At 65.0% G+C, this 24,521-nt stretch carries 21 protein-coding genes; 10 read left to right on the plus strand and 11 right to left on the minus strand.

The genetic code is table 11. The features are described 5' to 3' along the window. The first annotated feature begins 155 nt into the window (after positions 1-155). From HQ354_RS23940 to HQ354_RS23955, 4 genes are all read left to right on the plus strand, one after another. Positions 156-1,370: a hypothetical protein gene (locus HQ354_RS23940; protein ID WP_308115285.1), complete on the plus strand. Its 1,215-nt coding sequence runs from the start codon at positions 156-158 to the stop codon at positions 1,368-1,370. Next, entirely contained in the window at positions 1,367-2,266 is a 900-nt protein-coding gene (gene aztC, locus HQ354_RS23945) for a zinc ABC transporter substrate-binding protein AztC (RefSeq protein WP_222635765.1), read from the plus strand. The genes HQ354_RS23940 and aztC overlap by 4 nt, the downstream gene beginning before the upstream one ends. 139 nt (positions 2,267-2,405) lie before the next feature. Next, positions 2,406-3,632, plus strand: a complete 1,227-nt coding sequence (gene aztD / locus HQ354_RS23950; protein WP_222635766.1) for a zinc metallochaperone AztD — start codon at positions 2,406-2,408, stop codon at positions 3,630-3,632. A gap of 189 nt (positions 3,633-3,821) precedes the next feature. Beyond that, positions 3,822-4,820 (plus strand): diiron oxygenase, encoded by a 999-nt coding sequence (locus HQ354_RS23955; protein WP_206030540.1) that lies wholly within the window; start codon positions 3,822-3,824, stop codon positions 4,818-4,820. A 73-nt stretch (positions 4,821-4,893) separates the two neighbouring features. On the opposite strand, the gene HQ354_RS23960 is transcribed toward HQ354_RS23955, so the two are convergent. From HQ354_RS23960 to HQ354_RS23985, 6 genes are all read right to left on the minus strand, one after another. Continuing rightward, positions 4,894-5,703 (minus strand): CoA ester lyase, encoded by an 810-nt coding sequence (locus HQ354_RS23960; protein WP_222635767.1) that lies wholly within the window; start codon positions 5,701-5,703, stop codon positions 4,894-4,896. Next, positions 5,700-6,863 (minus strand): acyl-CoA dehydrogenase family protein, encoded by a 1,164-nt coding sequence (locus HQ354_RS23965; protein ID WP_222635768.1) that lies wholly within the window; start codon positions 6,861-6,863, stop codon positions 5,700-5,702. The genes HQ354_RS23960 and HQ354_RS23965 overlap by 4 nt, the downstream gene beginning before the upstream one ends. Before the next feature lie 10 nt (positions 6,864-6,873). Continuing rightward, positions 6,874-8,220, minus strand: coding sequence for an MmgE/PrpD family protein (locus HQ354_RS23970; RefSeq protein WP_222635769.1), 1,347 nt, complete (start codon positions 8,218-8,220; stop codon positions 6,874-6,876). After that, positions 8,217-9,425 carry a CaiB/BaiF CoA-transferase family protein gene (locus HQ354_RS23975; RefSeq protein WP_068430526.1) on the minus strand — a complete coding sequence of 403 codons (1,209 nt, stop codon included), beginning with the start codon at positions 9,423-9,425 and terminating at the stop codon, positions 8,217-8,219. The genes HQ354_RS23970 and HQ354_RS23975 overlap by 4 nt, the downstream gene beginning before the upstream one ends. Next, the gene (locus HQ354_RS23980) at positions 9,422-9,970 is read right to left on the minus strand and encodes a MaoC family dehydratase (RefSeq protein ID WP_068430530.1); all 549 of its coding nucleotides are present in this window, start codon (positions 9,968-9,970) and stop codon (positions 9,422-9,424) included. Before HQ354_RS23980 ends, HQ354_RS23975 begins: the two co-directional genes overlap by 4 nt. Before the next feature lie 122 nt (positions 9,971-10,092). Next, positions 10,093-10,824, minus strand: coding sequence for a FadR/GntR family transcriptional regulator (locus HQ354_RS23985; RefSeq protein ID WP_174551487.1), 732 nt, complete (start codon positions 10,822-10,824; stop codon positions 10,093-10,095). Between the two features lie 306 nt (positions 10,825-11,130). Here HQ354_RS23985 and HQ354_RS23990 point away from each other — a divergent pair, with 306 nt between their 5' ends. The 3 genes from HQ354_RS23990 to HQ354_RS24000 are packed head-to-tail and all read left to right on the plus strand — an operon-like array spanning position 11,131 to position 16,204. Continuing rightward, the gene (locus tag HQ354_RS23990) at positions 11,131-13,212 is read left to right on the plus strand and encodes a hydantoinase/oxoprolinase family protein (protein WP_222635771.1); all 2,082 of its coding nucleotides are present in this window, start codon (positions 11,131-11,133) and stop codon (positions 13,210-13,212) included. Next, positions 13,209-15,026 (plus strand): hydantoinase B/oxoprolinase family protein, encoded by a 1,818-nt coding sequence (locus HQ354_RS23995; protein WP_114330687.1) that lies wholly within the window; start codon positions 13,209-13,211, stop codon positions 15,024-15,026. The genes HQ354_RS23990 and HQ354_RS23995 overlap by 4 nt, the downstream gene beginning before the upstream one ends. Continuing rightward, positions 14,972-16,204 (plus strand): amidase, encoded by a 1,233-nt coding sequence (locus HQ354_RS24000; RefSeq protein WP_308115286.1) that lies wholly within the window; start codon positions 14,972-14,974, stop codon positions 16,202-16,204. The genes HQ354_RS23995 and HQ354_RS24000 overlap by 55 nt, the downstream gene beginning before the upstream one ends. 29 nt (positions 16,205-16,233) lie before the next feature. Here HQ354_RS24000 and HQ354_RS24005 read toward each other — a convergent pair whose 3' ends face one another. The 5 genes from HQ354_RS24005 to HQ354_RS24025 all read right to left on the minus strand — a co-directional run bounded on the left by HQ354_RS24005 (position 16,234) and on the right by HQ354_RS24025 (position 21,032). Further along, a complete protein-coding gene (locus tag HQ354_RS24005) occupies positions 16,234-17,034 on the minus strand; it encodes an acyl-CoA thioesterase II (RefSeq protein WP_222635772.1) in 801 nt (266 codons plus the stop codon). Positions 17,035-17,127: 93 nt separating this feature from the next. Continuing rightward, positions 17,128-17,937: an ABC transporter ATP-binding protein gene (locus tag HQ354_RS24010; RefSeq protein ID WP_222635773.1), complete on the minus strand. Its 810-nt coding sequence runs from the start codon at positions 17,935-17,937 to the stop codon at positions 17,128-17,130. 8 nt (positions 17,938-17,945) lie between these two features. Then, positions 17,946-18,974 carry an ABC transporter substrate-binding protein gene (locus HQ354_RS24015; protein WP_167675464.1) on the minus strand — a complete coding sequence of 343 codons (1,029 nt, stop codon included), beginning with the start codon at positions 18,972-18,974 and terminating at the stop codon, positions 17,946-17,948. Positions 18,975-18,989: 15 nt separating this feature from the next. Further along, a complete protein-coding gene (locus tag HQ354_RS24020; protein ID WP_308115303.1) occupies positions 18,990-19,781 on the minus strand; it encodes an ABC transporter permease in 792 nt (263 codons plus the stop codon). Between the two features lie 219 nt (positions 19,782-20,000). Beyond that, entirely contained in the window at positions 20,001-21,032 is a 1,032-nt protein-coding gene (locus HQ354_RS24025; RefSeq protein WP_222635774.1) for a LacI family DNA-binding transcriptional regulator, read from the minus strand. A 145-nt stretch (positions 21,033-21,177) separates the two neighbouring features. Between HQ354_RS24025 and HQ354_RS24030 the strand changes: the two genes are divergently transcribed. Genes HQ354_RS24030 through HQ354_RS24040 form a run of 3 tightly spaced genes read left to right on the plus strand, consistent with a single transcriptional unit; the run spans position 21,178 to position 24,370 of the window. Next, complete coding sequence (locus tag HQ354_RS24030) at positions 21,178-22,335, plus strand: Gfo/Idh/MocA family protein (protein WP_222635775.1); 1,158 nt, start codon at positions 21,178-21,180, stop codon at positions 22,333-22,335. Beyond that, positions 22,332-23,513 carry a dihydrodipicolinate synthase family protein gene (locus HQ354_RS24035; RefSeq protein WP_222635776.1) on the plus strand — a complete coding sequence of 394 codons (1,182 nt, stop codon included), beginning with the start codon at positions 22,332-22,334 and terminating at the stop codon, positions 23,511-23,513. Before HQ354_RS24030 ends, HQ354_RS24035 begins: the two co-directional genes overlap by 4 nt. Further along, on the plus strand, positions 23,510-24,370 hold the full coding sequence (locus HQ354_RS24040) for a sugar phosphate isomerase/epimerase (RefSeq protein ID WP_167675471.1): 861 nt from the start codon (positions 23,510-23,512) through the stop codon (positions 24,368-24,370). The genes HQ354_RS24035 and HQ354_RS24040 overlap by 4 nt, the downstream gene beginning before the upstream one ends. Positions 24,371-24,521 lie beyond the last annotated feature (151 nt).

Below are 24,521 nucleotides of genomic sequence, written 5' to 3' on the forward strand. Positions count from 1 at the left end.
CGAAGGTCGCCCTCGGTCCGAACCCGGCCGCCGGCCGAGCTGAGCGAGGGACGCATTCGGTCACTCTGAGTGAGCGAAGGTCGCCCTCGGTCGAACCGGGACACCCGCATGGTTTACCGTAATGACAATCGTTGTCATATCTGTCTGGAGATTCTGTGCGGAAATTAGTTCTGGCTGTCGGCGTCGTGGCGCTGACGGTTGCTGGGTGCAGTAGTGAAGAGCCGACCGAGCCGGTTGCCGAGGAGACCGGAACCGTGCGAGCCGGTAGCGACCTGGCTGCGGAAGCCGGGTCGACCGAGGTCGAGGGGGCCGAGCCGCGACTCGTGGTAGCCGACGCCGACTCCGGTCGCATCGATGTGCTCGACCTCGCGACGGAGGAATCGCTGCATTCGTTCGACGTCGAGGACGCGTCGCGCATCACGACGATCAACGGACGTTACGTCGTCGCGACGGACGAGACGAAGGCGTCGGTGCTCGATCCGGGATCGTGGACGATCGAGCACGGCGACCACTCGCACTCGTACATCAAGGATCCCGTCAAGATCGGCACCCTGGACGGGGACGAACCTGCCCACGTCATCGCCGGCGATCGGAAGGTGTCGGTGTTCTTCGACGGCTCGGGCACGGCGGACGTCATCGACTTCGACTCCCTGAGCAAGGGCGAGTCCACAGTCGCGACGACCATCGAGAGCGCGCCGCATCACGGCATCGCTGTCCCGCTGTCGGATCACTTCGTCGTGTCGACGGGCGGAACCGAGGAAGAGTTGCCGAACGGCCTCGAATTGCGTGACGGCTCGGGCGAACTCGTGAGAGCGCTCGAGGGCACGTGCCCCGAGATGCACGGCGAGGCGGTGTTCTCGAACTACTTCGTCGTCGCATGTGAGGACGGCATTCTGAAGGTCGACGCGACGGCCGACTTCGCGACGACCAAGTTCCCGTACCCGCAGAACGCCGAGCGTGCCTGGTCGGTGAAACATGGATCGCGTGGAGCGCTCGTCGCCGCACCGACGGCGACGGGCGTCCTCGTTCTCGACACCCGCTCGGGACAGTGGGTCGAGGCTCGGACCGCGGACGAGGCTGTGGCGTCGGGCATGTCGAGCGATGGCAAGACGGTGCTGTCGCTGCAGACCGACGGCACTTTCCGGACGTTCGATGCGGTGACCGGGGCGGAACTGTCGTCGACGCCGGTGCTGGCGGGGCCCGTCGGCGAGGACGACTCGCCGGCGATCGTCGTCGCCGGAACCCGTGCGTACGTGTCGGATCCGGCTGCGAACGCTGTCGTCGAGATCGACTACCGTGACGGCGGACGCGTCGCGCGCACGTTCGACTTCGAGTACTCGCCCGGTTCGATCGGAGTCGTCGGCGCATGAAAAAGCTGATGCTGCTGGCACTTCCGCTGCTGGCTGTTCTCGCGGGCTGTTCCGATGCCGGGGCGTCGGGCAAACCGACGATCGTGGTGACCACGAACATTCTGGGCGATATCACGTCGAATATCGTCGGGGACCAGGCCGACGTCATGGTGCTGATGCCGCCGAACTCGGATCCGCACTCGTTCGAGATCTCCGCCGCCGAGGCGGCACGCGTCGAATCTGCGGACTTGATGATCGTGAACGGACTCGGCCTGGAGGAAGGCGTCGCCAAGACCATCGATGCGGCGCGCTCGGAAGGCATCGAGGTCGTCGAGGCGGGACCAGCTGCGGATCCCATCCAGTACGTGACGGGCCAGTCGACCGGTGCCGAGGATCCGCACATCTGGACCGACCCCGAGCGCATGCGCAGCGTCGTGACGTTGATTCGTGACGCAGTGAACGCCAACGTCGACGGCGTGAATGTCGATGCGGCAGCGGCGGATTACGATGCGAAGCTCGTCGAACTCGACGCACGGATGGCCGAGAGGTTCGACGCCATTGCGCCGGACAGTCGAAAGTTGGTGACCAATCATCACGTGTTCGGGTATCTCGCGGATCGCTACGGATTCGAGGTGATCGGTGCGGTCATTCCGAGCGGCACGACATTGGCGTCGCCGAGTGCGTCGGACCTGTCGGAGCTGGCGGGGACGGTACGGGACGCCGGTGTGCGGACCATCTTCGTCGATTCGTCGCAGCCCGACCGATTGGCGCAGGTGATGGCGTCGGAAGCGGGGATCGAGATCGGCGTCGTGAAGCTGTTCACAGAATCCCTCGGTGACGAGAATTCCGAAGCGCCTACCTATCTGGAGATGATGGATTTCAATTCCGCAGCGATTGCGGAGGGGTTGGGGCGCTGACGTGCCCGTGCGCGCGAATGTACAGCCCGCTGTACATTCGCGCGCACGGGGCGCGCAGCGCCAATTCCGTTGCAACACATGCATTTGTACGCACTACACCCTTTGACATGCGTTTACGAAGCCCTGTACTTCTGATGCCATGACAATTCGCTCATCTCGTACGCTCGGCGCAGCTGTGGCGCTGGGTACCTCGGCGGCCCTGTTGGCCGCGTGCTCGTCGGAATCGACCTCCGATTCCCCCACTGAAACGACCACTGCCGCAGCGCAATCGAACTCGGCGGCAACGCCTCGCATCGCCACCAGCTACGACGGTGGCGTCCTGATCCTCGACGCGAAGACGCTCGAGACCGTCGAGGACATCTCCGGCATCGACGGCTTCACCCGGCTCAACCCCGCAGGCGACGGACGACACGTGTTCGTCAGTGGCTCGGGCGCTTTCACCGCTCTCGACGCGGGAACGTGGACCGAGGGCTCGGAGTACTACACGTCGACTCCGGCGCTCACCGACGTGAAGTTCGACGCCACCACGCCGGGTCACGTCGTCCGTCACGACGGCAAGACCGTGCTGTTCGACGACGGCACCGGCAACGTCGACGTTTTCGAGTCTGCGGCGCTGCTCGAAGGCTCCAAGCCGGACTCGGAGCGCTACACGACGCCCGAGGCGCATCACGGTGTCGCCGTGGAGCTTTCGGACGGTTCGCTGCTGACGACGATCGGCAACGAGGACGAGCGCACCGGGATCGTCGTGCTCGACGCCGACCGCAAGGAAATCGTCCGCAACGAAGAGTGCCCCGGTGTCCACGGTGAGGCAGTGGCGGCGAACGAGACGGTCGTCGTCGGCTGCGAGGACGGTCTGCTGATCTACCGCGACGGCGCGATCACGAAGGTCCAGAGCCCCGACGCCTACGGACGCATCGGAAACCAGGCGGGCGACGAAGACTCGCCGGTCCTGCTCGGTGACTACAAGGTCGACCCCGACGCCGAACTCGAGCGCCCGACCCGCGTCTCGCTCACCGACACCGTCTCCGGCGAACTCACCCTCGTCGACCTCGGCACCAGCTACACCTTCCGCTCGCTCGGACGTGGACCGGCGGGCGAGGCCATCGTTCTCGGAACCGACGGCGCGCTGCACGTCATCGACGTCGACACCAAGGCGGTTACGAAGACCATCCCCGTCGTCGATGCCTGGGAAGAGCCGATGAAGTGGCAGGAGCCGCGTCCGGCGCTGTTCGTCCAGGACGGCACCGCGTACGTCTCCGAGCCCGCGACGAACGAGATCCACGCCGTCGACCTCGCCACCGGCACCGTCGCCGTGACCGGACAGCTCGATCACACACCCAACGAGCTGACCGGCGTCACCGGGTAGTGCGCAGACGCACCCGTGCGTGGTTGGTTGGCCCCTGGGCCAACCGACCACGCACGGGTGGCGAAGCCGCCCGACCTCTTCCCTCGGCAACAATGTGTGTGTAACCTCAGTTACCAGCAATGGTGCTTGTTTTCGGGTCCTAGGCCCGTGAGCACGGCAAACGCGCAATCGGGATGAGGTGCACAGCTCATGGTTACGGTTACCCGCCAGACGGGACGCACGACTCGACTGCCGGTCGAGACCTACCGAGAAATGCTCGACGTACTGTCCGAGGGGTCGGTGCGTCGCAACTTCGATCCGTATCTGGACATCGACTGGGACAGCGACGAGTTCCAGATGACGTCGGACGACCCGCGGTGGGTGCTGCCGGAGTATCACCCGCTCGGCGGGACGTCGTGGTATCGGAATCTGTCGATCGATCGGCAGATCGAAGTCGGACACCACATTCAGATCAACTCGGTGAAGGTCGGGTCTGCGTTCGAGAGCATCCTGATCCGCGGAATGATGCAGTTCATCATGAAGATGCCGAACAACTCACTCGAGTTTCGGTACTGCCTCCACGAAATCACCGAGGAGTGCAACCACATTCAGATGTTCCAGGAGTTGGTGAATCGCTCCGGCGCCGATGTGCCCGGCATGCGTACCGATTTCCGACTCGCGTCGCCCACGATGGGAATGCTGGGCGCAGCGTTCCCCGTCGTGTTCTTCATCGGCATCCTGGCGGGGGAGGAGCCGATCGATCACTGGCAGAAGTCGGTGATCCGCCAGGGTGCGGACGTCCCACCGGCGATGCTGCGCACCATGGAGATTCACATCGCGGAAGAGGCGCGGCACATCTCTTTCGCGCATCACTTCCTGCGCCAGCACTACCCGAACCTCGGGCGGTTCAACAAGTGGCTCGTCGCGGTGTCGACGCCGATCATCATGCGCTGGCTCGCCGGCGTCATCATGGCGCCGCCGCGAAAGCTGGCGTCCGACTTGGGTATTCCGCGCGCCGTCGTGAAGGAAGCGTACTGGGACGGACCGGTCGGCAGCGAGCAGTTGCAGTCGTACTTCGGTGACGTTCGCATGCTCGTCGACGACATCGGAATGACCAACCGGACCGCCAGGTATCTGTGGAAGAAGCTGCGTATCGACGGCCAGATCTCCCGGTTCCGCGGTGAGCCGGACAGGTCGGTGCACGACTGAGCCAGGAGCCTGCGGGACCGAGTCGGTGATGCAGGCCGTGCGTGGGAATGTATAGCCCGCTATACATTCCCACTCACGGGGCGTGGAGCGCGACCACCCGCCGCGCCTGGCGCGCAACTGCCTCGTCGATCAGGAAGCCGCGGGAGTCGACGGCGACACCCGTTGTCGCAAGCGCTTCCAGAACGGCGTACGCATCCTGAACCTCGTCGACCGTCGGCACGAAAACCTTTCGTGACGCCGCCACCTGCGCCGGATGGATGCAGGCCCGCCCGACGAATCCGAGCCCGGCGAGTTTCCGGGTGTCGGATTCGAACTCGTCCAGGTCACGGAAGTTCCGCGACACCGCAGCCAGTGGCGGTTCGATGCCGGCCGCGACGGAGGCCGCGACGACCTGACTACGCGCGAACAGCAACGAATCGTGCGAACCGTCCACACCCAGGTCGGCCGCCAGATCCACCTCGCCGATCTGCAGGAACTTGATGCGCGGCGCCCTGGCAATGGCCAACGCCTCGAAGACTCCACCTGCGGTTTCGATCATGGCCGAGATGGCCGCCTCAGGGCACACCTCGTCGAGCACCTCGGCCACCCGCGCGACCTCCGCCGCCGACCCGACCTTCGGCAACCACACCCCGGTCAATCGGGGACCGGCGACGGCCCGAACATCGTCCAGATCGCCGGGATTGACGCGAACCCAGACCTCGACGTCGCCAGGCATGCACTGCGCCATCCACTCCGCGACGGTGCGTCGCGCAGTCTCCTTGTCGGCCAACGCAACCGCGTCCTCGAGATCGAGTACGACGGCGTCGGCCCCCGACGCGAGCGCCTTGTCGAACCGTTCGGGCATGGTGCCCGGTACGTAGAGGTAGGTCAGCGCACCGCTCACCCGATGACTCCACTACCTGCGACGAGGGACTTCGCGATGACCGTCCGCATGATGTCGTTGGTGCCCTCACCGATGGCCATCAGCGGTGCGTCACGGTACAGACGTTCGACGACGAACTCCGTCGAGTAGCCGTAGCCGCCGTGAATACGCATTGCTTCGAGGCTTGCGGTGATCGCAGTCTCCGACGCGAAGTACTTCGCCATGCCGGCTTCCATGTCGACACGCTTGCCCGAATCGGCCTGCGACGCAGCCCAGTACGTCATCAAGCGTGCGGCCTGCAGTTGGGTGGCGATGTCCGCGATCTTCAGCTGGATGGCCTGGAAGTCGGCGATGGGCTGACCGAATGCGGTGCGCTCGCGGGCGTACTGCAACGCCGCGTCGTAGGCCGCCTGTGCGATTCCGACGCTTCGGCCGGCGATGTTCAGGCGTCCGATCTCGAGTCCCGAGAGTGCTTGCTGCAGACCGCGGCCTTCGACACCGCCGAGCAGAGCGTCGACCGGAACGCGGACGTTGTCGAGCAGGATCTCGCAGGACTCGGTGCCCTTGTAGCCGAGCTTGCCCATGTCGCGCTGCACTTCGAAGCCGTCGGTGCTCGTGTCGATCAGCAGCAGGCTCATGCCCTTGTGCGGGGGAGTCGCGGTCGGATCGGTCTTCACGAGCACGGGCAGTACGTTCGCGTGGCGAGCGTTGGTGATCCACGTCTTCGCGCCGTTGACGATGTAATGGTCGCCGTCGCGCTTGGCGGTGGTCTTGATGCCCTGCAGGTCGGTTCCGGCGCCGGGTTCGGTCAGGCCGACGCCGGTACGCCATTCACCGGTTGCCAACTTGAACAACAGGTTCTGCTTCTGCTCGTCGGTGCCGTGCTTGTTGATCATCCAGCACGACAGGTTGTGGCTACCGACGATTCCTGCAATGCCCATCCAGCCCCGCGCCAACTCTTCGTACACGAGCGTGAACGACACCTTGTCGAGGTCGATGCCGCCGTACTCTTCGGGTGTGGTGATGCCGAACAGACCCATGGCCTTCATGTGGTCGACGATCTCGGTGGGATAGCGGCCGCTCTTCTCCCACTCGTTCGCGACAGGGACGATCTCCTTGTCGACGAAGTGGCGCAAAGCTTTACGGAACTCGAGCTGATCTTCGGTGTAGGTAAAATCCACGGGAGATGTCCTATCGGGAAATGTCGGCGGCCAGGTCCAGCACCGCGGTGAGGTCGGGTTCGTCGGCCAGGCCGAAGATCCGGTCGGCCAATTCCTGTGCGCGAGAGTGCGAACCGCAGTTCGCGTCGAACTTGTCCCGCAGTGCGTCGTCGTCGAGCGGGAATGCAGCGCTGCCGCGGCTACCGTCGACGCGGCCTTCGAGGATGCGGCCGTCGTCGAGAGTGATCAGTGCCCGCCCGGGTGCCGACGCGGCAGGCCCGTCGTACATCATGTCGTTGACGCGCACCTTGCGCGCGGTCTGCAGGATCTCTTCGCGCGCAATCGATTCGGGAGTGTACGTCTCGACTGTGACGGCGCCGTCGTGCAGCAGTGCGGCGACGGACCACGGCAAGTCGAACTTGCCGTCGTACGTGCTGCGCGGTGCGGCGACTCCGGCGTTGGAGCCGCAGACGATGTGCTTCGAATCGGGGTGGACGAACACCTCGATGTCGGCGACCTCGTCGGCAGATGCTCCCGCAGCGTTCACGGCGTCGAGCGTCACGTGCATCAGCTGGCAGCTGGGGTACGGCTTGATGCCGATGCGCGTGGTCTCCCAGGTGCTGCCGAGCTCGTTCGTCAGAACCGACAGATCCGCGGGGCGGTCCGAGAGTGCGGCGTACAGTCCGCGCTTGCCCTCCAGTACCGACGCAGGTCCGCTGGCGCCCGCCGCAGCGAGCCGTGCAGCGAGAATGCCGTTGAAGCTCGCCGATCCTGGATGCAGGGACTTGGTGTCTGCGTCGCTGTCGAGGAACTCGAGCAGACCGGCGCTCGACGAGCCCGCGATACCCAACGCGTGCACCAGAACCGACGACTCGAAGCCCATCAAGCGTCCGGCGACGAGTGCCGACGACAACGTTCCGACGACGCCCGATGCGTGCATTCCACGCGCATGGAAGCCGTGCGGACTGACGGCGCCGAGGCGGCAGGCGGTTTCGAGACCGAGAGCGAAGGCGGTCAGGATCTCTGCCCCCGTCGCTCCCGTCTCCTGCCCGACGGCGAATGCCGCAGGTAGCGACACCACGGTCGGGTGAACGAGGGCACCGGCGTGGGTGTCGTCGAAATCGAGGGCGTGTATCAGCACGGCCGTCGCCATGGCGGCGGCGGGTGCGGAGAGACCCGCCGAGCCGGTCAACGGCCGAGCTTCCCCTGGGCCACCGAGTGCATTCGCGATGGTCCATCCCGCGGTGCCGCTGCCGAATCGTGCTGCAGCAATGGCATTTCCGACGCCGTCGAGCATGTGCCGCGCAGCTGCGTGCCGGACGTCGTCGGGCAGATCGCCGACGCCCACTGCCCACTCGGCAAGGTCACGCGACGTCATACCCGGACACCGGCTTTCCCGAATGCACCTGCGGCATCGAGTTCGGCGACGCGGTCGGCGTCGTACCCGAGGGAGTCGAGGACTTCCTGGAAGTGCTCGTTGCGTTGCGGTGCCCGACGGTACTCCGGCTTCTCGGCTCCGAAGTTCACCGGCGAGGCGACCTGACGGATGGTGTCGTACACCGGGTGGGAGGTCTCGACGATGAGATCCCGTGCGAGCGTGTGGGGTTCGTTCAGCGCCTGCTCGATGTTGTTGACCGGACCGGACGGAACGCCCGCCGGACGCAGCAGCGACAACCAGTGTTCGACGGTGTCGGTCACGAAGACTTCTTCGAGGATCGGGAGAAGCTCACCCTGGTTGGTGCCGCGCAGTGCGAACGACGTGAAACGCGGGTCCTCGCCGAGTTCCGGTCGCCCGATGGCGACGACGAGGCGCTCCCAGAACTTTTCCTTCGCGCAGCCGACGATGAGCCAGCCGTCGCTCGCTTCGAACGCCTGGAACGGAACCAGCGACGGGTGCGCCGAGTTCTTCGTCCGTACCGGCTCGAATCCCGCGTTCAGGTGCCACGTCGCCGGGTAGGTGAGCAGCGACATCGCCGTGTCGTAGAGCGAGACGTCGCAGTCGCCGCCGACGCCGTCGCGTCGCGCAGCATGAAGACCGGACAGCAGACTGATCGCCGCGACGAAGCCTCCCGAGTAGTCGACGAGCGACAGACCCGACTTGGTGGGCGGGCCGTCGGGATCGCCGGTGACGTCCATCCAACCGGCGAGACCCTGCAGAATGTAGTCGTAGCCAGGCTCTTTCGCGCGCGGACCGGTCATGCCGAAGCCGGTCAGGCTGCAGCACACGATCGCGGGATTGAGGTGCTTCAGGTCGTCGTACGTGATTCCGATCTTCTTCGGAACGTCGCCGCGCAGGTTCGAGTAGACCGCGTCGGCGCCGCGCACGAGATCCTCGAACACGGCGCGACCTGCAGGCGTCGAGAGATCGAGCGACAGGCTGCGCTTGTTGCGGTTGAAGGTCTCGAAGAACAGCGAGTCCTCACCCTGGTTGTACGGGGGCACGTAGCGCCCGACGTCGCCGCCGACGTTCGGGTCTTCGATCTTGATGACGTCCGCACCGAGATCGGCGAGGTGGACGCTGCCGAACGGGCCGGCGCCGTACTGTTCGAGCGAGATGATGCGGACGTCTTCGAGTGGCCTCATGATTCGGTGCCTTTCGTCTCCGGCAACTGCAGCGGGCCGTTCTTGGCCTGGGGGAAGTAGTTCTGGCCGATGCCGCTCTCGCGCGTCGCGACCATGACGGAGCGCTTCCACGAAATGACCTCCACGCCATCCTGATTCAGGCCGCGGGTGATCATCGAGACGATTCCCGAGTAGGGCCGAGACTCGGACTTGCGCAGTCCGGTGCACAGGCTCTCGGCGTAGATGGTGTCACCGGCGTAGACCGGATGCGACATCTTGATGTCGGTGAACGCGAGGTTCGAGATCGCGTTCTGACTCATGTCGAGTACCGAAATGCCGAGCACCACAGCAACAGTCAGGCCCGAGTTGACGATGACGCGTCCCTCGGTGATCGGGTTCTGCGCCGCGAGGTGGGCGTTGAAATGATTCTGGTTGGTGTTCATCGACAGCAGCGTGACCCACGTGTTGTCGGTTTCGGAGATCGTCCGTCCCAGGGGGTGTTGGTACACGTCACCCACGACGTAATCCTCGAAGAAGCGCCCTAGAACGGCCGGATGGGTTGCCACCGTGTCTCCTCAGGTTGGTTCGGCGAATGCCTTCCACTGAACCATAAACATCTGATGTTTAGGGTGTCAAGGGTCACTATCGCCGTCGAACCGCGGAGAAACTGGGCGGAAAGAGCAGATATTTACTCGGCGCGCAGCCGATCCATCTGCCGGTACGAGTCGCCGAGGTGGTCGAGGTGCTTGCGCATCAGATCCATCGCGCTCATCGAATCGCCGGCGACGACGACGTCGAGAATCGCGCGGTGGTCGTGATCGACGCACTGCCAGAACCCGTCGGGCGCATGATCGCGCCCGAAACGACTGGACAGGACACGAAACACCGGTGCCGTGATGAGCTCGAGCAGGGGATTCTGGGCGGCACGCAGCAGGACGAGGTGGAACTCCTGGTTCTGCTTGTACGTTTCCGGGCCCTGCGCACCCGAGGGATCGAACATGGCCGCATGCAGCTGTTCGAGATGTTCGTCCGTGCGACGGAACGCTGCGATACCCGCTGCCGGAACCTCCATGAGGTTGCGGACTTCCATGAGCTGGTCGACGGTGACCGCTTCGGCGGCAGCCATCAGCGCGACGCCCGTCTCGAGGTGAGCGCTGATGTGCCCCACGCTGGGTTCGGCGACGAAGCTGCCGCCGGTGACGCCACGCGTCGTGAGAATGAGGTTCTGGCTGGCCAGCGACCGTAGGGCTTCGCGAATCGTGCTGCGGCCGACGCCGAATTCGGCGCTCAGCTCGGCGTCGCCGGGAAGTCGGGCGCCGGGTTGGAGTTCGCCGGACAGGATTCGCTCGCGCAGGCGCGCGGCCAGCACGGCGTATGCCGGGCCGCTCTTCGGCGCCACGTCGGCGGTCGTATCGGTCACGTCGCGATCCTTTTCGTGCAGGGGCCGGTGCGGGCACGAGCCTATCCCGCCTGTTGCGATTCGTCCTGAACATCGGCGCCGTTTAATCATCCGCCTTTTGAACGCGCACGATGTCTGGATCGGACCTTTCGGGCGCAGAAACTGAGTTTTCACGATCGAAACATCTGAGGTATTGCTTTCCGATCGGTCGACAGGCACTATGACACCAGTCACCTTCGCACGGTGAACCCGACACTTTTCGGGGCCGACGAATTGCACGTCAGCCCCTCCGCTCCACCGTGAGCGCCGGCAGAAATGGAACCTAGGATGAAGCGAATCGGAGTCGACGTCGGCGGTACGTTCACCGACCTCGTGCTGTGGGACGACGACGGCACCGTGGTGGTCCACAAGACACCGTCGACCAATCACGATCCGTCGATCGGAACCATGGACGGCATTCAGGTTCTCGCCGAGCGCGCCGGAATCGACCCGTCCGAGATCGACATGTTCTTCCACGGCACCACCGTCGCGACGAACATCGTGCTCGAGCACAACGGCTGCGACGTCGGCATGATCACCACCGAAGGGTTCCGCGACCTCCTGCACATCGCGCGTAAGAAGCGTCCGCTCAATTACTCGAACTACCAGGACCTGCCGTGGCAGAAGTGGCAGCTCGTTCCGCGCCGCAACCGTCGGGTCGTGCCCGAACGCATCGACGCCGCCGGCAACGTCCTGACTCCGCTCGACGAGGACGCCGTCCGAGAGCAGGTGCGCCTGCTGAAAGACCGTGGCGTGCAGGCGATTGCCGTCGCATTCCTGCATTCGTACCGCAATCCGACGCACGAGCGACGCGTCAAGGAGATCATTCTCGAGGAGTTCCCCGAGGTCTTCATCTCGCTCTCCAGCGAAGTCGCGCCGCAATACCGTGAGTACGAACGCTTTTCGACGGCCGCATTGAATGCATTCATCGGCCCGAAGACGTCGAAGTACATCGAGAACCTGGCGGGCAAGGCAAGTGCTGCCCAGGTCGGCGAGGACGTGCACCTGATGACGTCGGCCGGTGGCCTCGTCACCTCGCGTAGCGCCAGCGAGATTCCCGTGTCGCTGCTCACCAGTGGCGTCATCGCCGGCCTGCTCGGTGGCTGCGCCATCGGCAAGGCATCCGGATTCCCGAGCGTCATCACACTCGACGTGGGTGGCACGTCGGCCGACGTCGGCGTCGCGCCCGACGGTGCACTGCGTATGAAGCACCTGCTCGACACCCGTATCGGCGACTACCACGCGATGGTGCCGATGGCCGAGGTCGACACGATCGGCGCCGGCGGCGGCTCGATCGCCGTCGTCGACGACGGTGGCATGTTCCGCGTCGGCCCACGTTCTGCAGGTGCCGTTCCCGGACCCGCCTGCTACAACCGCGGAGGCACCGAGCCGACGTCGACCGACGCGATGGTCATGATGGGCTGGCTGCGCGAGAACAGCTTCCTGTCCGGCACCATGGAGGTCAAGCCGGAACTGGCGCGCGAAGCAATCCAGACCCACATCGCCGACAAGCTCGCGACCCCGGTCGACGAGGCCGCGATGGGCATCTTCAAGATCCTCGCCCACTCGATGACCGAGGCCATCAGCCTGCACTCCGTGCGCAAAGGCTATGACCCACGCGACTTCTCGCTGATCGCCGAGGGCGGCGCCGGACCGCTGTTCGCATGGCAGATCGCCGACCAGCTCGGCATTCCGCGCGTGATCGTTCCCGGCCACCCGGGCATCACGTCGGCAGTCGGCCTGTTGACCACCGACATTCGCTACGAAATGCCCACCACGGTATGGACGTCGTCGGCCGACCCGAACGTCGAGTTGATCTCCGAGCAGATCGATCGCTTGTCGAAGCAGGCCATCGCGCAGCTCGAAGCGGACGGTGTTGCCCCCGAGGACATCTCGCTCGAACGCAGCGTCGACTGCCGCTACGTCGGCCAGGGCTACGAGCTTCGCGTGTCCGCACCCGACGGTGAGATCGACGACGTCTGGGTCAAGACGACCGCCGAGGCATTCCACGAGGCGCACGGCCGCACGTACTCGCAGCGGTTCGACGACAAGCCGGTGCAGCTGATCAACGTGCGCGTCACGGGTGTCGGCGCTGTCCCGCACGTCCGCATCGCCGAGATCGAGAAGGGCGGCGACGACGCGTCGGCCGCGATCAAGACCACGACGCAGGCACTGTTCTGGGCGAGCGAAACTGCGAAGCCGGAGTGGGTCGAGACTCCCGTCTACGAACGCTCACAGTTGCTCGCGGGCAACAAGATCGACGGTCCTGCCATCGTCGAACAGTTCGACTCCACCACCATCATCGGCATGAACCAGCACGCATACGTCGACGCTGTCGGCCACATCATCATCGAGAGGAAGCCCGCATGAGTAAGGCGCTGATGCCCAAGACCGGTGTATCGCTCGCGGGCGAAGCCACGCGCACGTGGAACGACGTCGAGGTCGATCCGATCACGTTGCGCGTCATCGGTGGTGCACTCCAGTCGATGGCCAAGGAGATGGCCCAGGTTCTCTACCGCATGGCGTACTCGAGCCTCATCCGCGAGTCCGAGGACCTCGGCGCAGGCATCTTCGACGTCAACGGCCGCGAACTGTGCGAGTCGGATTCCACTCCCATGCACTGTGGTTCGATTCCCGCCTACATCCGCGGTGTGAACCGTCGACTCGCGGGGACGTACAAGCCCGGTGACGTGATTCTGCACAACCACCCGTACCACGGTGCGGCGCACTCGCCCGACTACGGCGTCATCATCCCGATCTTCTGGCAGGGTGAGCACATCGGATTCGCCGGCTGCACCGGCCACGTCTCCGACGTCGGCGGTAACTTCCCCGGCCTGTGCATGGACGTCGTCGACGTCTGGGCCGAGGGCAAGCTCATGGACTCGATGAAGATCTACGAGGCCGGAGTCCGCAACGACTACCTCATCCAGCACATCCTCGACAACGTTCGCACGCCCGAGCAGAACCGCGGTGACCTCGAAGCCCTCATCGCGTGCTCGCGCATCGGCGAGAAGCGCTTCACCGAACTGCTCGAGAAGTACGGCCTCGACACCGTCATGAGCGCAGGCGAGCGGTGGATGGACTACTCGGAGAACATGCTGCGCACCAAGATTCGGGAGATTCCCGACGGCAGCTACTCCGCGCCCATCGGTTACCTCGACGACGACGGCAAGAACCGCGGTGAGCCGTTGGCTGTGGCCGTGCGTGTTCAGGTGGAGGGCGAGGACATCCTCATCGACCTCACCGGATCCAACAGCCAGGTGCCGACGGCGTTCAACGTGCCGTTCGAGGGCTCGGTGCTCCCGGTCGCCGTGTCGGCGATCCGCACGATCCTGCTCGACGAGGACATCACCGAAGAGTTCGTTCCGCAGAACGACGGCTGCTTCCGCCCGGTCAAGGCCTACGCACCGGAAGGCACGATCTTCAACCCGGACTTCCCGGCGTCGTGCTTCGCTCGGTTCTCCCAAGTGAACCGCGTGTTCGACTCGATCAACCTGGCGCTGGCTCCGGTGCTGCCGGATCACTCCGTCGCCGGTTCCTCGGCTGCGCTGTGCGCCATCGCGTATTCGGGCATCGCGCCGGACGGCGAGTCGTACTGGGTGTACATCGAGATCAACGAGGGCTCGTACGGTGGCCGCAACGGCAAGGACGGCATGGACGCCGTCGACGCGCTGATGGCCAACACCCGTAACAACCCCATCGAGGAGCTCGAGCTCAACCACGCGATGCGGGCTCTGCGGTACGAGCTGCGTGACGAGCCGCCCGCTCCCGGTCAGTGGCGCGGCGGCATCGGTAGCGTGCGCAAGTGGCTCATGGAGACCGACACGTTCCTCGGATCCGAGGCCGACAACCGTTCCGACGCACCCGCCGGTGCGCTCGGCGGTCACGACGGTGTATCCGGCTCGTTCACGCGCAACGCGGGAACGGATCGCGAGGAAGTGTTGTACTCCAAGGTCACTCAGGAAACGATCAAGGCAGGCGACACTCTGGAGATCAAGCTGCCGTCCGGCGGTGGCTTCGGTGATCCGTTCAAGCGTGACCCGTTCCAGGTGCTCAGCGACGTCTGGGACGAGTACCTGACGGCCGAGGATGCACGACGCGACTACGGTGTCGTCGTGGATACCGAGAAGTGGGTCGTCGACGAGGACGCGACGGCGGGCCTGCGCGCAGGGAGCGCGGCCTGACCGATCTCGGCGCGGTCATCACCTGGTGTGACCGCGCCGGGAGTTCTTCGGGGCCGTTGGCGGGCATGCGCATCGGCGTCAAGGACAACATCGATGTTCAGGGCGTCGTATCGACCTGTGGGTCACGGTTTTTCGAAGACAATGTCGCGTCGGCGGATGCGGACGTCGTCACCCGGTTGATCGGGGCCGGTGCGCGAATCACGGCCAAGCTCAACATGGCGGAATTCGCCGTCGGCGTGACGTCGCAGAACACGGCCGGGCCGGTGCCGCGAAACCCGTGGGATCTCGCTCGGGTGCCGGGTGGGTCGAGTGGCGGTTCGGGATCGGCCGTCGCCGCTGGGCTCGTCGACGCGTCCCTCGGCACCGATACCGGTGGGTCCGTGCGGCTTCCGGCGTCGGCGTGCGGTGTCACGGGCCTACGTCCGACGTGGGGTGCGATCAGCAACGACGGCGTCTATCCCGTCAGCGAGGATTTCGACACCGTCGGGCCGATGGCGCGCACCGTCGACGATGTGGCGCGGCTGTTCTCGGTGCTGTCGACGACGTCGGACCTCGGAGGGACGGCGCGTCGGATCGGCGTTCCGACGGTGTTCATCACCGACGACGTCGATCCGGCGATTTCCGACGCGGTCTCCGCTGCTGCGCGTGAGTTGGCGGCTCTCGGTTACTCGCTCGTGCCGATCGAGGTGCCGGGTGCGGCGTCGGCGCAGGACATCGTCTACACGCTGATCTACTCGGATCTCGCTGCCCGCCATCGGGAGCGTCTCGAGACGTCGCCCGAGTTGTTTCAGCCGGCGACGTTGGAGCGAATTTCGTTGGGGCTGAAGATTACCGAAGAACAGCGGTTGGCGGCTCTGCGGGGCCGCGACGAGTACCGCGCCGGACTGGCAGGGTTGTTCTCGGACGTCGACGTCGTGTTGACGCCGACGATGCCGGTGGACGTGCCGCTGATCGACGGCGGTAGCGGAGTGATCGAGCAGTCGCGGCGGATGGGGCAGTTCAGCTATCCGTGGTCGCTGCACGACGGCCCGACGCTGGCCCTGCCCGTCGGGTTCCATCCGTCGTCGGGCATGCCCATCGGTGCGCAGTTGACCGCTGCGGCTCATCGCGAAGGCATGCTGTTCGAGGTGGGTTCGCGGTTTCAGGCGGCTACGCCGCACGTGCGTGCGAATGTATAGCCCGCTATACATTCGCACGCACGACGGGGTCAGTCCTTGTAGTAGACGAGCTGGTGACTGGTGGCGAGCAGCTTTTCGTCGCTGCTCCACAGCTCGGCCGTCTGATCGAAATATCCCCGGTGGAAGCGTCGCGCATGGGCGTGGGCGAGAACGTACGAATCCGCCTGTGCTGCGACGTCTTCCGTGGTGGCGAAGAAGTGGATGGTCAGCGTGATGGTGCCGGCGGGGACGTATTTGCCGCGGCGCTGGAAGACACGTGGGTAGAAGATGTCGCCCATCGACGTCAGCGCCGCGAAATCCAGTGCGCGTGAGGGTGTATCACGAACCCACAGCGAGATGGTCGAGTCCGCGGCTTCTTCTTCGACCAACGCGCCTGCCGCGAAACGCATCTCGTAGTTTCGTGCCCAGGCGATGAAGTCCGGAAAGCCGCTCTGCTCGAGTTCGGACGGTGCAGGCACGTCCGGGGGAGTGGCTTCGTCGTCGTCCCAGGTGTCGCGACGGTGACCGAACACCGCAGTCGCCGTCGTCGCGACCTCGCCGTTCTGGCTGACTTCCAAGTACCAGTGCTGATTGCTGCGGTTGGTGCGCACTGCCCGCGTCGAGATCTGGAACTCGCCCTCCGCGATCGGGCCCGCGAAGTTGATCGTGATCGAGAGCGGATCCCCGTGGCGGTCCGGGTGCGATTCGACGGCACGGACGAGCGTAGCTGCGGTGACGCCGCCGAAGGGGCCGACCATGTTGTTGTACGGCGCGGACGTGCGGCCCAGATAGACGCCGGGCTCGATGCTGGTCAGGGCCACTGCGTCGTCGAACGGGTGGGTCATTTCCATACCGTGTTGATATCACGAGCGGTGGTTATGCCACCCGTGCGTGCGAATGTATAGCGGGCTATACATTCGCACGCACGGGGCGACGGAGTCGCCCTAATCAGCGCTGGTGGTGGCTCCCAGCAGATCACGGACACGGTTGGCGACAGTGGTGAACTGCGGCTTCTCCATCGTCGAGCTGTAATCCCGCTTGTCCGGCAGGTCGACGTCGAGAATTTCGACGATCCGGCCCGGCCGTGGACTCATGACGACGACGCGGTTGGCAAGGTAGACGGCCTCGGCGACCGAGTGGGTCACGAGCATGACCGTCGTTCCGGTTTCACGCCAGATGCGGTGCAGCTCGACGTTCATCTTCTCGCGGGTGAGAGCGTCGAGCGCGCCGAACGGCTCGTCCATGAGCAGCACTTCGGGTTCGTGCAGCAACGCCCGGCACAGTGAGACTCGTTGCTGCATGCCACCGGACAGCTCGTGCGGCAGCGCGTTCTCGAACCCGGTGAGTCCGGTCATCTCGATCAGCTGGTCGGCCTTGGCGGCGGTCGCCTTCTTGCTCATGCCGCGCATCTCACCCTGTAGCAGAATGTTCTTGCGCACGGTGCGCCATTCGAGCAGGGCCGCCCGTTGGAAGACGTAGCCGATTCCTCGCTGTGGGCCTTTCACTTCGCGTCCGCCGAGACTCACGCTGCCCGAGTTCGCGTTGGTCAGTCCAGCAACGACTTTCAGGAGCGTCGACTTACCGCATCCCGACGGTCCGGCGATGGTGACGAATTCGCCTGTGCGTACGGCGAGATCGACGTCGCTGAGTGCGGTGACCTCGCCGCGCTTGGACGAGAAGCGGACGCTGAGGTCGTCGACGGCAACTGCAGTATCGGTCAGCGTCGTCCTCGGTCGTTCGAACGTGGCAGTCATGTCAGGCCTCACTGCTCGGTAGTGGTGGTGAAGGAGGAGTCCCAGTACTTCGACGGGTCCTCGGCGCTCTCGAGGAGGCCTGCGTCACTGAGAATGGAAATGGTGGACACCCAGTCCTCCTCGGAGTTGACTCCCGGCGCGTTGCCCTCGGTGTTCGGTGTCGTCAGCAGCGGAATGGTCTCCTGCCACTGCTGCAGCAGCACCGATTCGGGCGGTGTCTGTGGGTCCTTGCCAACCATCGATGCCACTGCCGCTTCGGGATTGGCAATGGCCGCCTCGAACGCCTCGCTGGTGGCGTCGACCATGGCTTGGACGAGTTCCGGTGAACGCTCGATGGTGGATTCGTTGGCGATGAGGCCGTTGCTGAAGAAGTTCAGGCCGGCATCCGAGTACTTCAGGTAGCGCATCTCGCGTCCACTCTTGTTCGCGATGTTGGGGCCCTGGTCGTGCGCGAAACCGATCAGACCGTCGACCTGACCGGACAGCATCGCCGCGATCTTGCCTGCCGAGTCGAGGCTCTGTTGCTGAATCGACCCTTCGTCGACGCCGACGGCAGCCAGGTAGGCAGGAAACGTCGTTGTCGGGGCATCGCCGGCGGACACGGCGATGGTCTTCCCTGCCAGGTCTGCCGTGGACTGGATGGGGCCGTCCGCGTAGACCTGAACTGCCGACGGCGTGGTCTGGAGGTAGACGCCGACGCTCTTGACGCGGACGCCCTTGTCGATGTTGCTCAGTACCGCGGCCGAGTCGGCCCATCCGAAGTCGGTCTGGTTGGACCCTGCGGCCTGTGCGGTCTTGGTCGATCCCTGGCCCGCGGTGATGGTGAGGTCGATCCCGTGCTTGGCGAAGATTCCCTCCTGCACTCCGTAGTAGAACGGCGCGTGCTCGCCGTACGGGTACCAGTTGAGCATCAGCGATGTTGCGGTGGTCTCGCCGTCGGTGCCCGGCGCCTTCTCCTCGGCTCCGGCGCCGCTGCAGCCGGCGAGGACGAGTGACGATGCGGCGGCGGCCGCGACGACGATGTTCTTGAGCTTCATTTCGTTCTCCGATGTTCAGACTGCGGCCGCGGATGCAGTGGATCGACGCGACGCGTGCCAGGGGATGAGGAATTTCTCGGCGATCTCGATGATCATGAACAGGATGATGCCGAGGGCCGACATGATGATCAGCGCGGCGAAAAGCATTGCGGTGTCGATGTTTCCGTTGGCCTGCAGGATGACGTAGCCGAGTCCTTCGTTGGCTCCGACGAATTCGCCGACGACCGCGCCCGTGACCGCAAGAGTGGCGGCGATCTTCAGACCCGACATCAACTGGGGCAGCGACGCCGGGAAACGCACCTTGGCGAACGTCTTCCACCGGCTCGCGCCCATGGTCGAGGTGAGTTCGAGAATCTCGGGATCGACCGAACGCAGTCCGGCCATTCCGGCGATCACGATGGGGAAGAACGCCATCAACACGGCGACGAGAATCTTGGGGCTGGCTCCGAATCCGAGCCACACGACGAAAAGCGGGGCGATGGCGATCTTCGGAATGACCTGCGCGAACAGGATGAGTGGGTACATCGTCTTCTCGAGGGACGACGAGTAGATCATCAACACCGCGACGGCCTCGCCGACCAGGGCGGCGATGACGAAGCCCGCGACGGTCTCGTACGTGGTGACCCACGTGTGGCCGGCGAGGTACGACGCATTTTCGAGCATCGTGTTCCACGTGTCGGCGGGGGACGGAAGGATATAGGGCGCAACCAGTTCGGATTCGGTCACCGCCCACCAGGCTGCAATCAGAACGGCCACGAGGGCCAGTGGCCGCCAGAGGCCGGACCAGGTGTTTCGGAACGATGGCACGGTGGATTTCAAGCTCCGTCGATGATGCGTCGGCGCGGGGTGGGACGCCGTCGGCTCAGCGGAACGGATCTCGACCGACGTTGTTACCGCCATGTGGAGTCCTCGCGTAGTAGTGGTGCGGGGCCACTGCATTACCGGGCACCGCGGTTGGAATGCGCTTTCCGAAGCTGCAGCCGAATGTAGTGTGACCGCGCCCACACTGTCAAGGGTGGGTAAAGATTACCTGCTCAGAGCACTGCTGGCGCGCAGAACGACGGTCCCGGGGGCGTACTCGTGGAGGCTTTGGCTCGCCGCGGAATCGCTCAGCGCCAACTGCACTGCGCGCTCACCGATCTCGACGAGCGACAGCGCAACGGTCGTCAGGCTCGGAAAGTGGTCACGTAGCGTCGGGATGTCGTCGAAGCCCGCGACACAGACGTCGTTCGGGACCTGCAGGCCGAGGCCTCGCCACGCGGCTATCGCGCCGATGGCCATGACGTCCGTGACCGCGAAGACGCACGGTGGTGTGCCGTGACTCGGATGCAGTTCCAGCGCCGCGGCGAGGCGTCGGGCAGCGCTGTATCCGCCGTCACGCGAGAAGTCGCCGGCCACTTCGATTTCGGGGGTCAGTCCGCGCCTGGCCAGCGCGTCGACGAAACCGTTGCGACGATCCACCGACGTGCGGATGTTGCCGGGCCCTCCGATGACGGCGAAACGCCGGTGTCCTTCGTCGACCAGCGCCTCCGCGAGTTGAGCTGACGCAGCGAAGTTCTCGGGTTCGACTGCCGCGCCGAACGGCAGCGGTTGTCCGATGACGACGACTTTCCCGTCGTTCTTGCGGTAGGCGGCGAACTCCTTCTCCAGGTCGCGGTCGAGGTCCCCGCTCTGTCGCGAGCCGGCCAGGATGATCGCGTCGGCGCGGTGCGAGATGAATGTGCTGACCGATTGTCTTTCGATGTCGAAGTCGCGCTCGGTGCTGGCCAACAGCACCAGCTTCCCCGCGGCACGTGCCTCGTTCTGTACACCGCGCACGATCGACGAGAAGTACGGGTCGGCGACGTCGTGCACCACGAGGCCGATCAGCCCCGTCGACGAGCGGGCAAGTGCCTGGGCCTGGGCGTTCGGAACGTAGCCGAGATCGGCCGCGGCGGCTCGAACGCGATCGGCGACGCCCTCGCCGGGGATGCGAGAGGACCCGTTCAGGACTCGTGACGCGGTTGCCTGCGAGACGCCCGCAGCTGCCGCGACGTCCTGCAATCTGACTGCCGCCATGCGTTTTTCCCTCCCGGTGTTGACCGATCGACGTGGACAGCATAGCGTGGAAAGCGCATTCCGAAGCTGACTTACTCGCTCGACGCGTGCTGGGACTTCTCGTCCGCACTGCATCCGGAACACCTTCCAAGAAAAGGCACCTCCTATGCTCAACTCCACTCGTACCCTGCGCATCGCCATGAACGGCGTCACCGGCCGCATGGGCTTCCGTCAGCACTTCCTGCGTTCCATTCTGCCGATTCGCGAGCAGGGCGGCGTTCTGCTCGAGGACGGGACGCGAGTTCAGGTCGAACCGATTCTGGTCGGACGCAACGAAACCAAACTCCAGGAACTGTGCGCTCAGTACGGTGTCGCCGAGTACAGCACCGACTCCGCTTCGGTCATCGACGACGCCAGCATCGACATCTATTTCGACGCACAGGTCACGTCGCGTCGTGCCGAGGCCCTGGCGTCGGCGATGAAGGCCGGCAAGCACATCTTCACCGAGAAGCCGACCGCGGAGACTCTGACGGAGGCCATCGAACTGGCGCGTATCGGACAGAACGCGGGCATCACCGCGGGCGTCGTGCACGACAAGCTGTATCTGCCCGGGCTCGTGAAGCTGAAGCGGCTCGTCGACGAAGGCTTCTTCGGACGCATCCTGTCGCTGCGCGGCGAGTTCGGCTACTGGGTGTTCGAAGGAGACGGCCAGCCGGCGCAACGTCCCAGCTGGAATTACCGAGCCGAGGACGGCGGCGGCATCATCATCGACATGTTCTGCCACTGGAACTACGTGCTCGAAGGCATCCTCGGCAAGGTCGAGACCGTCACAGCGAAGGCCGCGACACACATCCCGACGCGGTGGGACGAGCAGGGCCGTGAATACGCCGCCACCGCCGACGATTCCGCGTACGGGATCTTCGAGCTCGAGAACGGCGTTGTCGCACAGATCAACTCGTCGTGGGCTGTGCGTGTGTTCCGCGACGAGCTCGTCGAGTTCCAGATCGACGGAACGCACGGTTCGGCCGTGGCGGGCCTGCGCAACTGCGTCGCACAGCACCGTTCGCACACCCCGAAGCCGGTGTGGAACCCGGATCTGCCTGTGACGGAACCGTTCCGCGACCAGTGGCTCGACGTGCCCGCGAACGCGGACCTGGACAACGGGTTCAAGCTGCAGTGGGAGGAATTCCTGCGTGACGTCGTCGCCGAGCGACCGCACCGTTACGGCCTGCTGTCCGCGGCACGTGGCGTTCAGCTGGCCGAACTCGGTCTGAAGAGCTCGGCCGAAGGTCGCCGTCTCGACGTTCCGGAGATCACGCTGTGACCGCACTGTCTGCCGACCTGTCGATTGCCCTGCCGGGCAGAGGCATTCACGTACTCGGCGAGCCGGGGGACTGGACCAAGCCCACGGCTGCGTTCAGCTCGCGCATCGCGTACGCCGCCGCGCACGTCGTTCCGCGTGCGACAGCCGACAACACTCCCGGTGCTCTCGCGGACATCGACTGGGATGCAACCCTGGCGTATCGGCACGAACTGTGGTCGTACGGACTCGGAGTCGCGGATGCCATGGACACCGCCCAGCGCGGCATGGGCCTGGACTGGGCGGCGACGGCCGAGCTGATCCGGAGATCGGGTGCCGAAGCGGCGCGCGTCGGCGGCCTGCTCGCCTGCGGCGCCGGTACGGATCAACTCGATCTCGCGGCGTTGCCGTCGGGCAAGGAGGGTCTTGCTGCGGTGCTGGATGCGTATCGCGAGCAGATCGCAGTCGTGACCGAAGCCGGGGCGAACGTGATCATCATGGCCTCGCGCGCGTTGGCTCGCGTCGCGACCTCGCCCGAGGACTATCTGCACGTGTACTCCACACTGCTCGACGAGGTCGACCGACCGGTCATCCTGCACTGGCTCGGAACGATGTTCGACCCCGCGCTGGAAGGGTACTGGGGCAGTGCGGACATCGACTCCGCCACTGCGACTTTCCGAGATCTGATCGCGGCGCACTCCGGCAAGGTCGACGGCGTCAAGGTCTCGTTGCTCGACGCAGGGCACGAGATCGCGTTGCGTCGAGCGCTCCCGCCGGGCGTCAGGCTCTACACCGGAGACGACTTCAACTACCCGGAACTGATCGTCGGCGACGACCTCGGTCACTCCGACGCGTTGTTGGGCATCTTCGCAGGAATTTATCCCGCGGCGTCGACGGCATTGCAGGAGCTCGATCGTGGCAATGTCGAACGCGCAGAGGAGATCCTGCGGTCCACACAGGAACTCGGGCGGCACATCTTCGCGGCACCGACGTACTACTACAAGACCGGGATCGCGTTCCTGTCGTGGCTGAACGGCAAACAGGCCGGGTTCTCGATGGTCGGGGGACTTGCGTCGGGCCGAAGCGTCGAACATCTGTCGACGCTGTTCGTTCTGGCCGACCGCGCCGGATTGCTCCTCGATCCATCGCTCGCGGTGTACCGCATGGGGCTGTTCCTGGAACTGAACGGAGCTTCGTCGTGACCCTCTCTGCCTACGATCTCGACAATCCCTACGCTGCACTGTCTCTCAACACGAAGACCGTCAACAGGTGGACGCTGAAGGAAGCGATCGACGGCGCAGCGCGGGCCGGGCTCGGGGGGATCGGGCCGTGGCGCGACCGGGTCCAGGAGGCAGGCGTCGCACGGGCAGCAAAGATGCTGTCCGCCGCGGGACTTCGCGTCTCGAGCCTGTGCCGTGGCGGCTTCCTGACGGCCATCGACGACGACGGTCTCGAGGACAACCGCCGAGCGCTCGACGAAGCCGCCGAGCTCGGCGCACCCGAACTCGTGATGGTGATGGGCGGCATTCCCGATCGCGACTTGATCGGTGCCCGGGCCCGCGTCGAGGAGCGCCTGGCGCTACTCGTGCCGTACGCGCTCGAGCGGGGCGTGCGCATTGCGTTGGAGCCGTTGCATCCGATGTTCGCTGCCGATCGCGCCGTGATTTCGACTCTCGGACAGGCACTGTCGATGGCCGAGCCGCATCCGGTAGAAGCCGTCGGAGTCGTCGTCGACACGTTCCACGTCTGGTGGGACCCGGACCTGCGGTCGCTCATCGAGACCGCCGGGCAGCGTGGTCGCATCAGTTCGTATCAGGTGTGCGACTGGCTCGTTCCGATGGAGGCCGACCCGCTGTTGTCCCGCGGCATGATGGGCGACGGTGTCATCGACTTCGCATCGATCGGAACCTGGGTGCGCGACGCCGGATACCGCGGCGACGTCGAGGTCGAGATCTTCAACGCACAGGTGTGGGCCACGGACGGCGACCAGGTCGTCGAAACGATGAAGCAGCGGTACCGGGATCTGGTGCTACCCGCGTTGGCGCCTGCGGGCGGCTGAGCCGCCCGACCCCACGTGCGTGCGAATGTATAGCGGGCTATACGGCGGTCTCAAGCAGTCATCGCAACGTGCCTGATCATTGAGGGATGGTTGCGATGGGACGTCCGGTGTACACCCATGAGGTGCGGATGCTGTTCTGGGTTCTGTTGGG

Origin of the sequence: Rhodococcus sp. BP-261, assembly GCF_019835205.1 — a bacterium.
Taxonomy (GTDB): Bacteria; Actinomycetota; Actinomycetes; order Mycobacteriales; family Mycobacteriaceae; genus Rhodococcoides; species Rhodococcoides kyotonensis_B.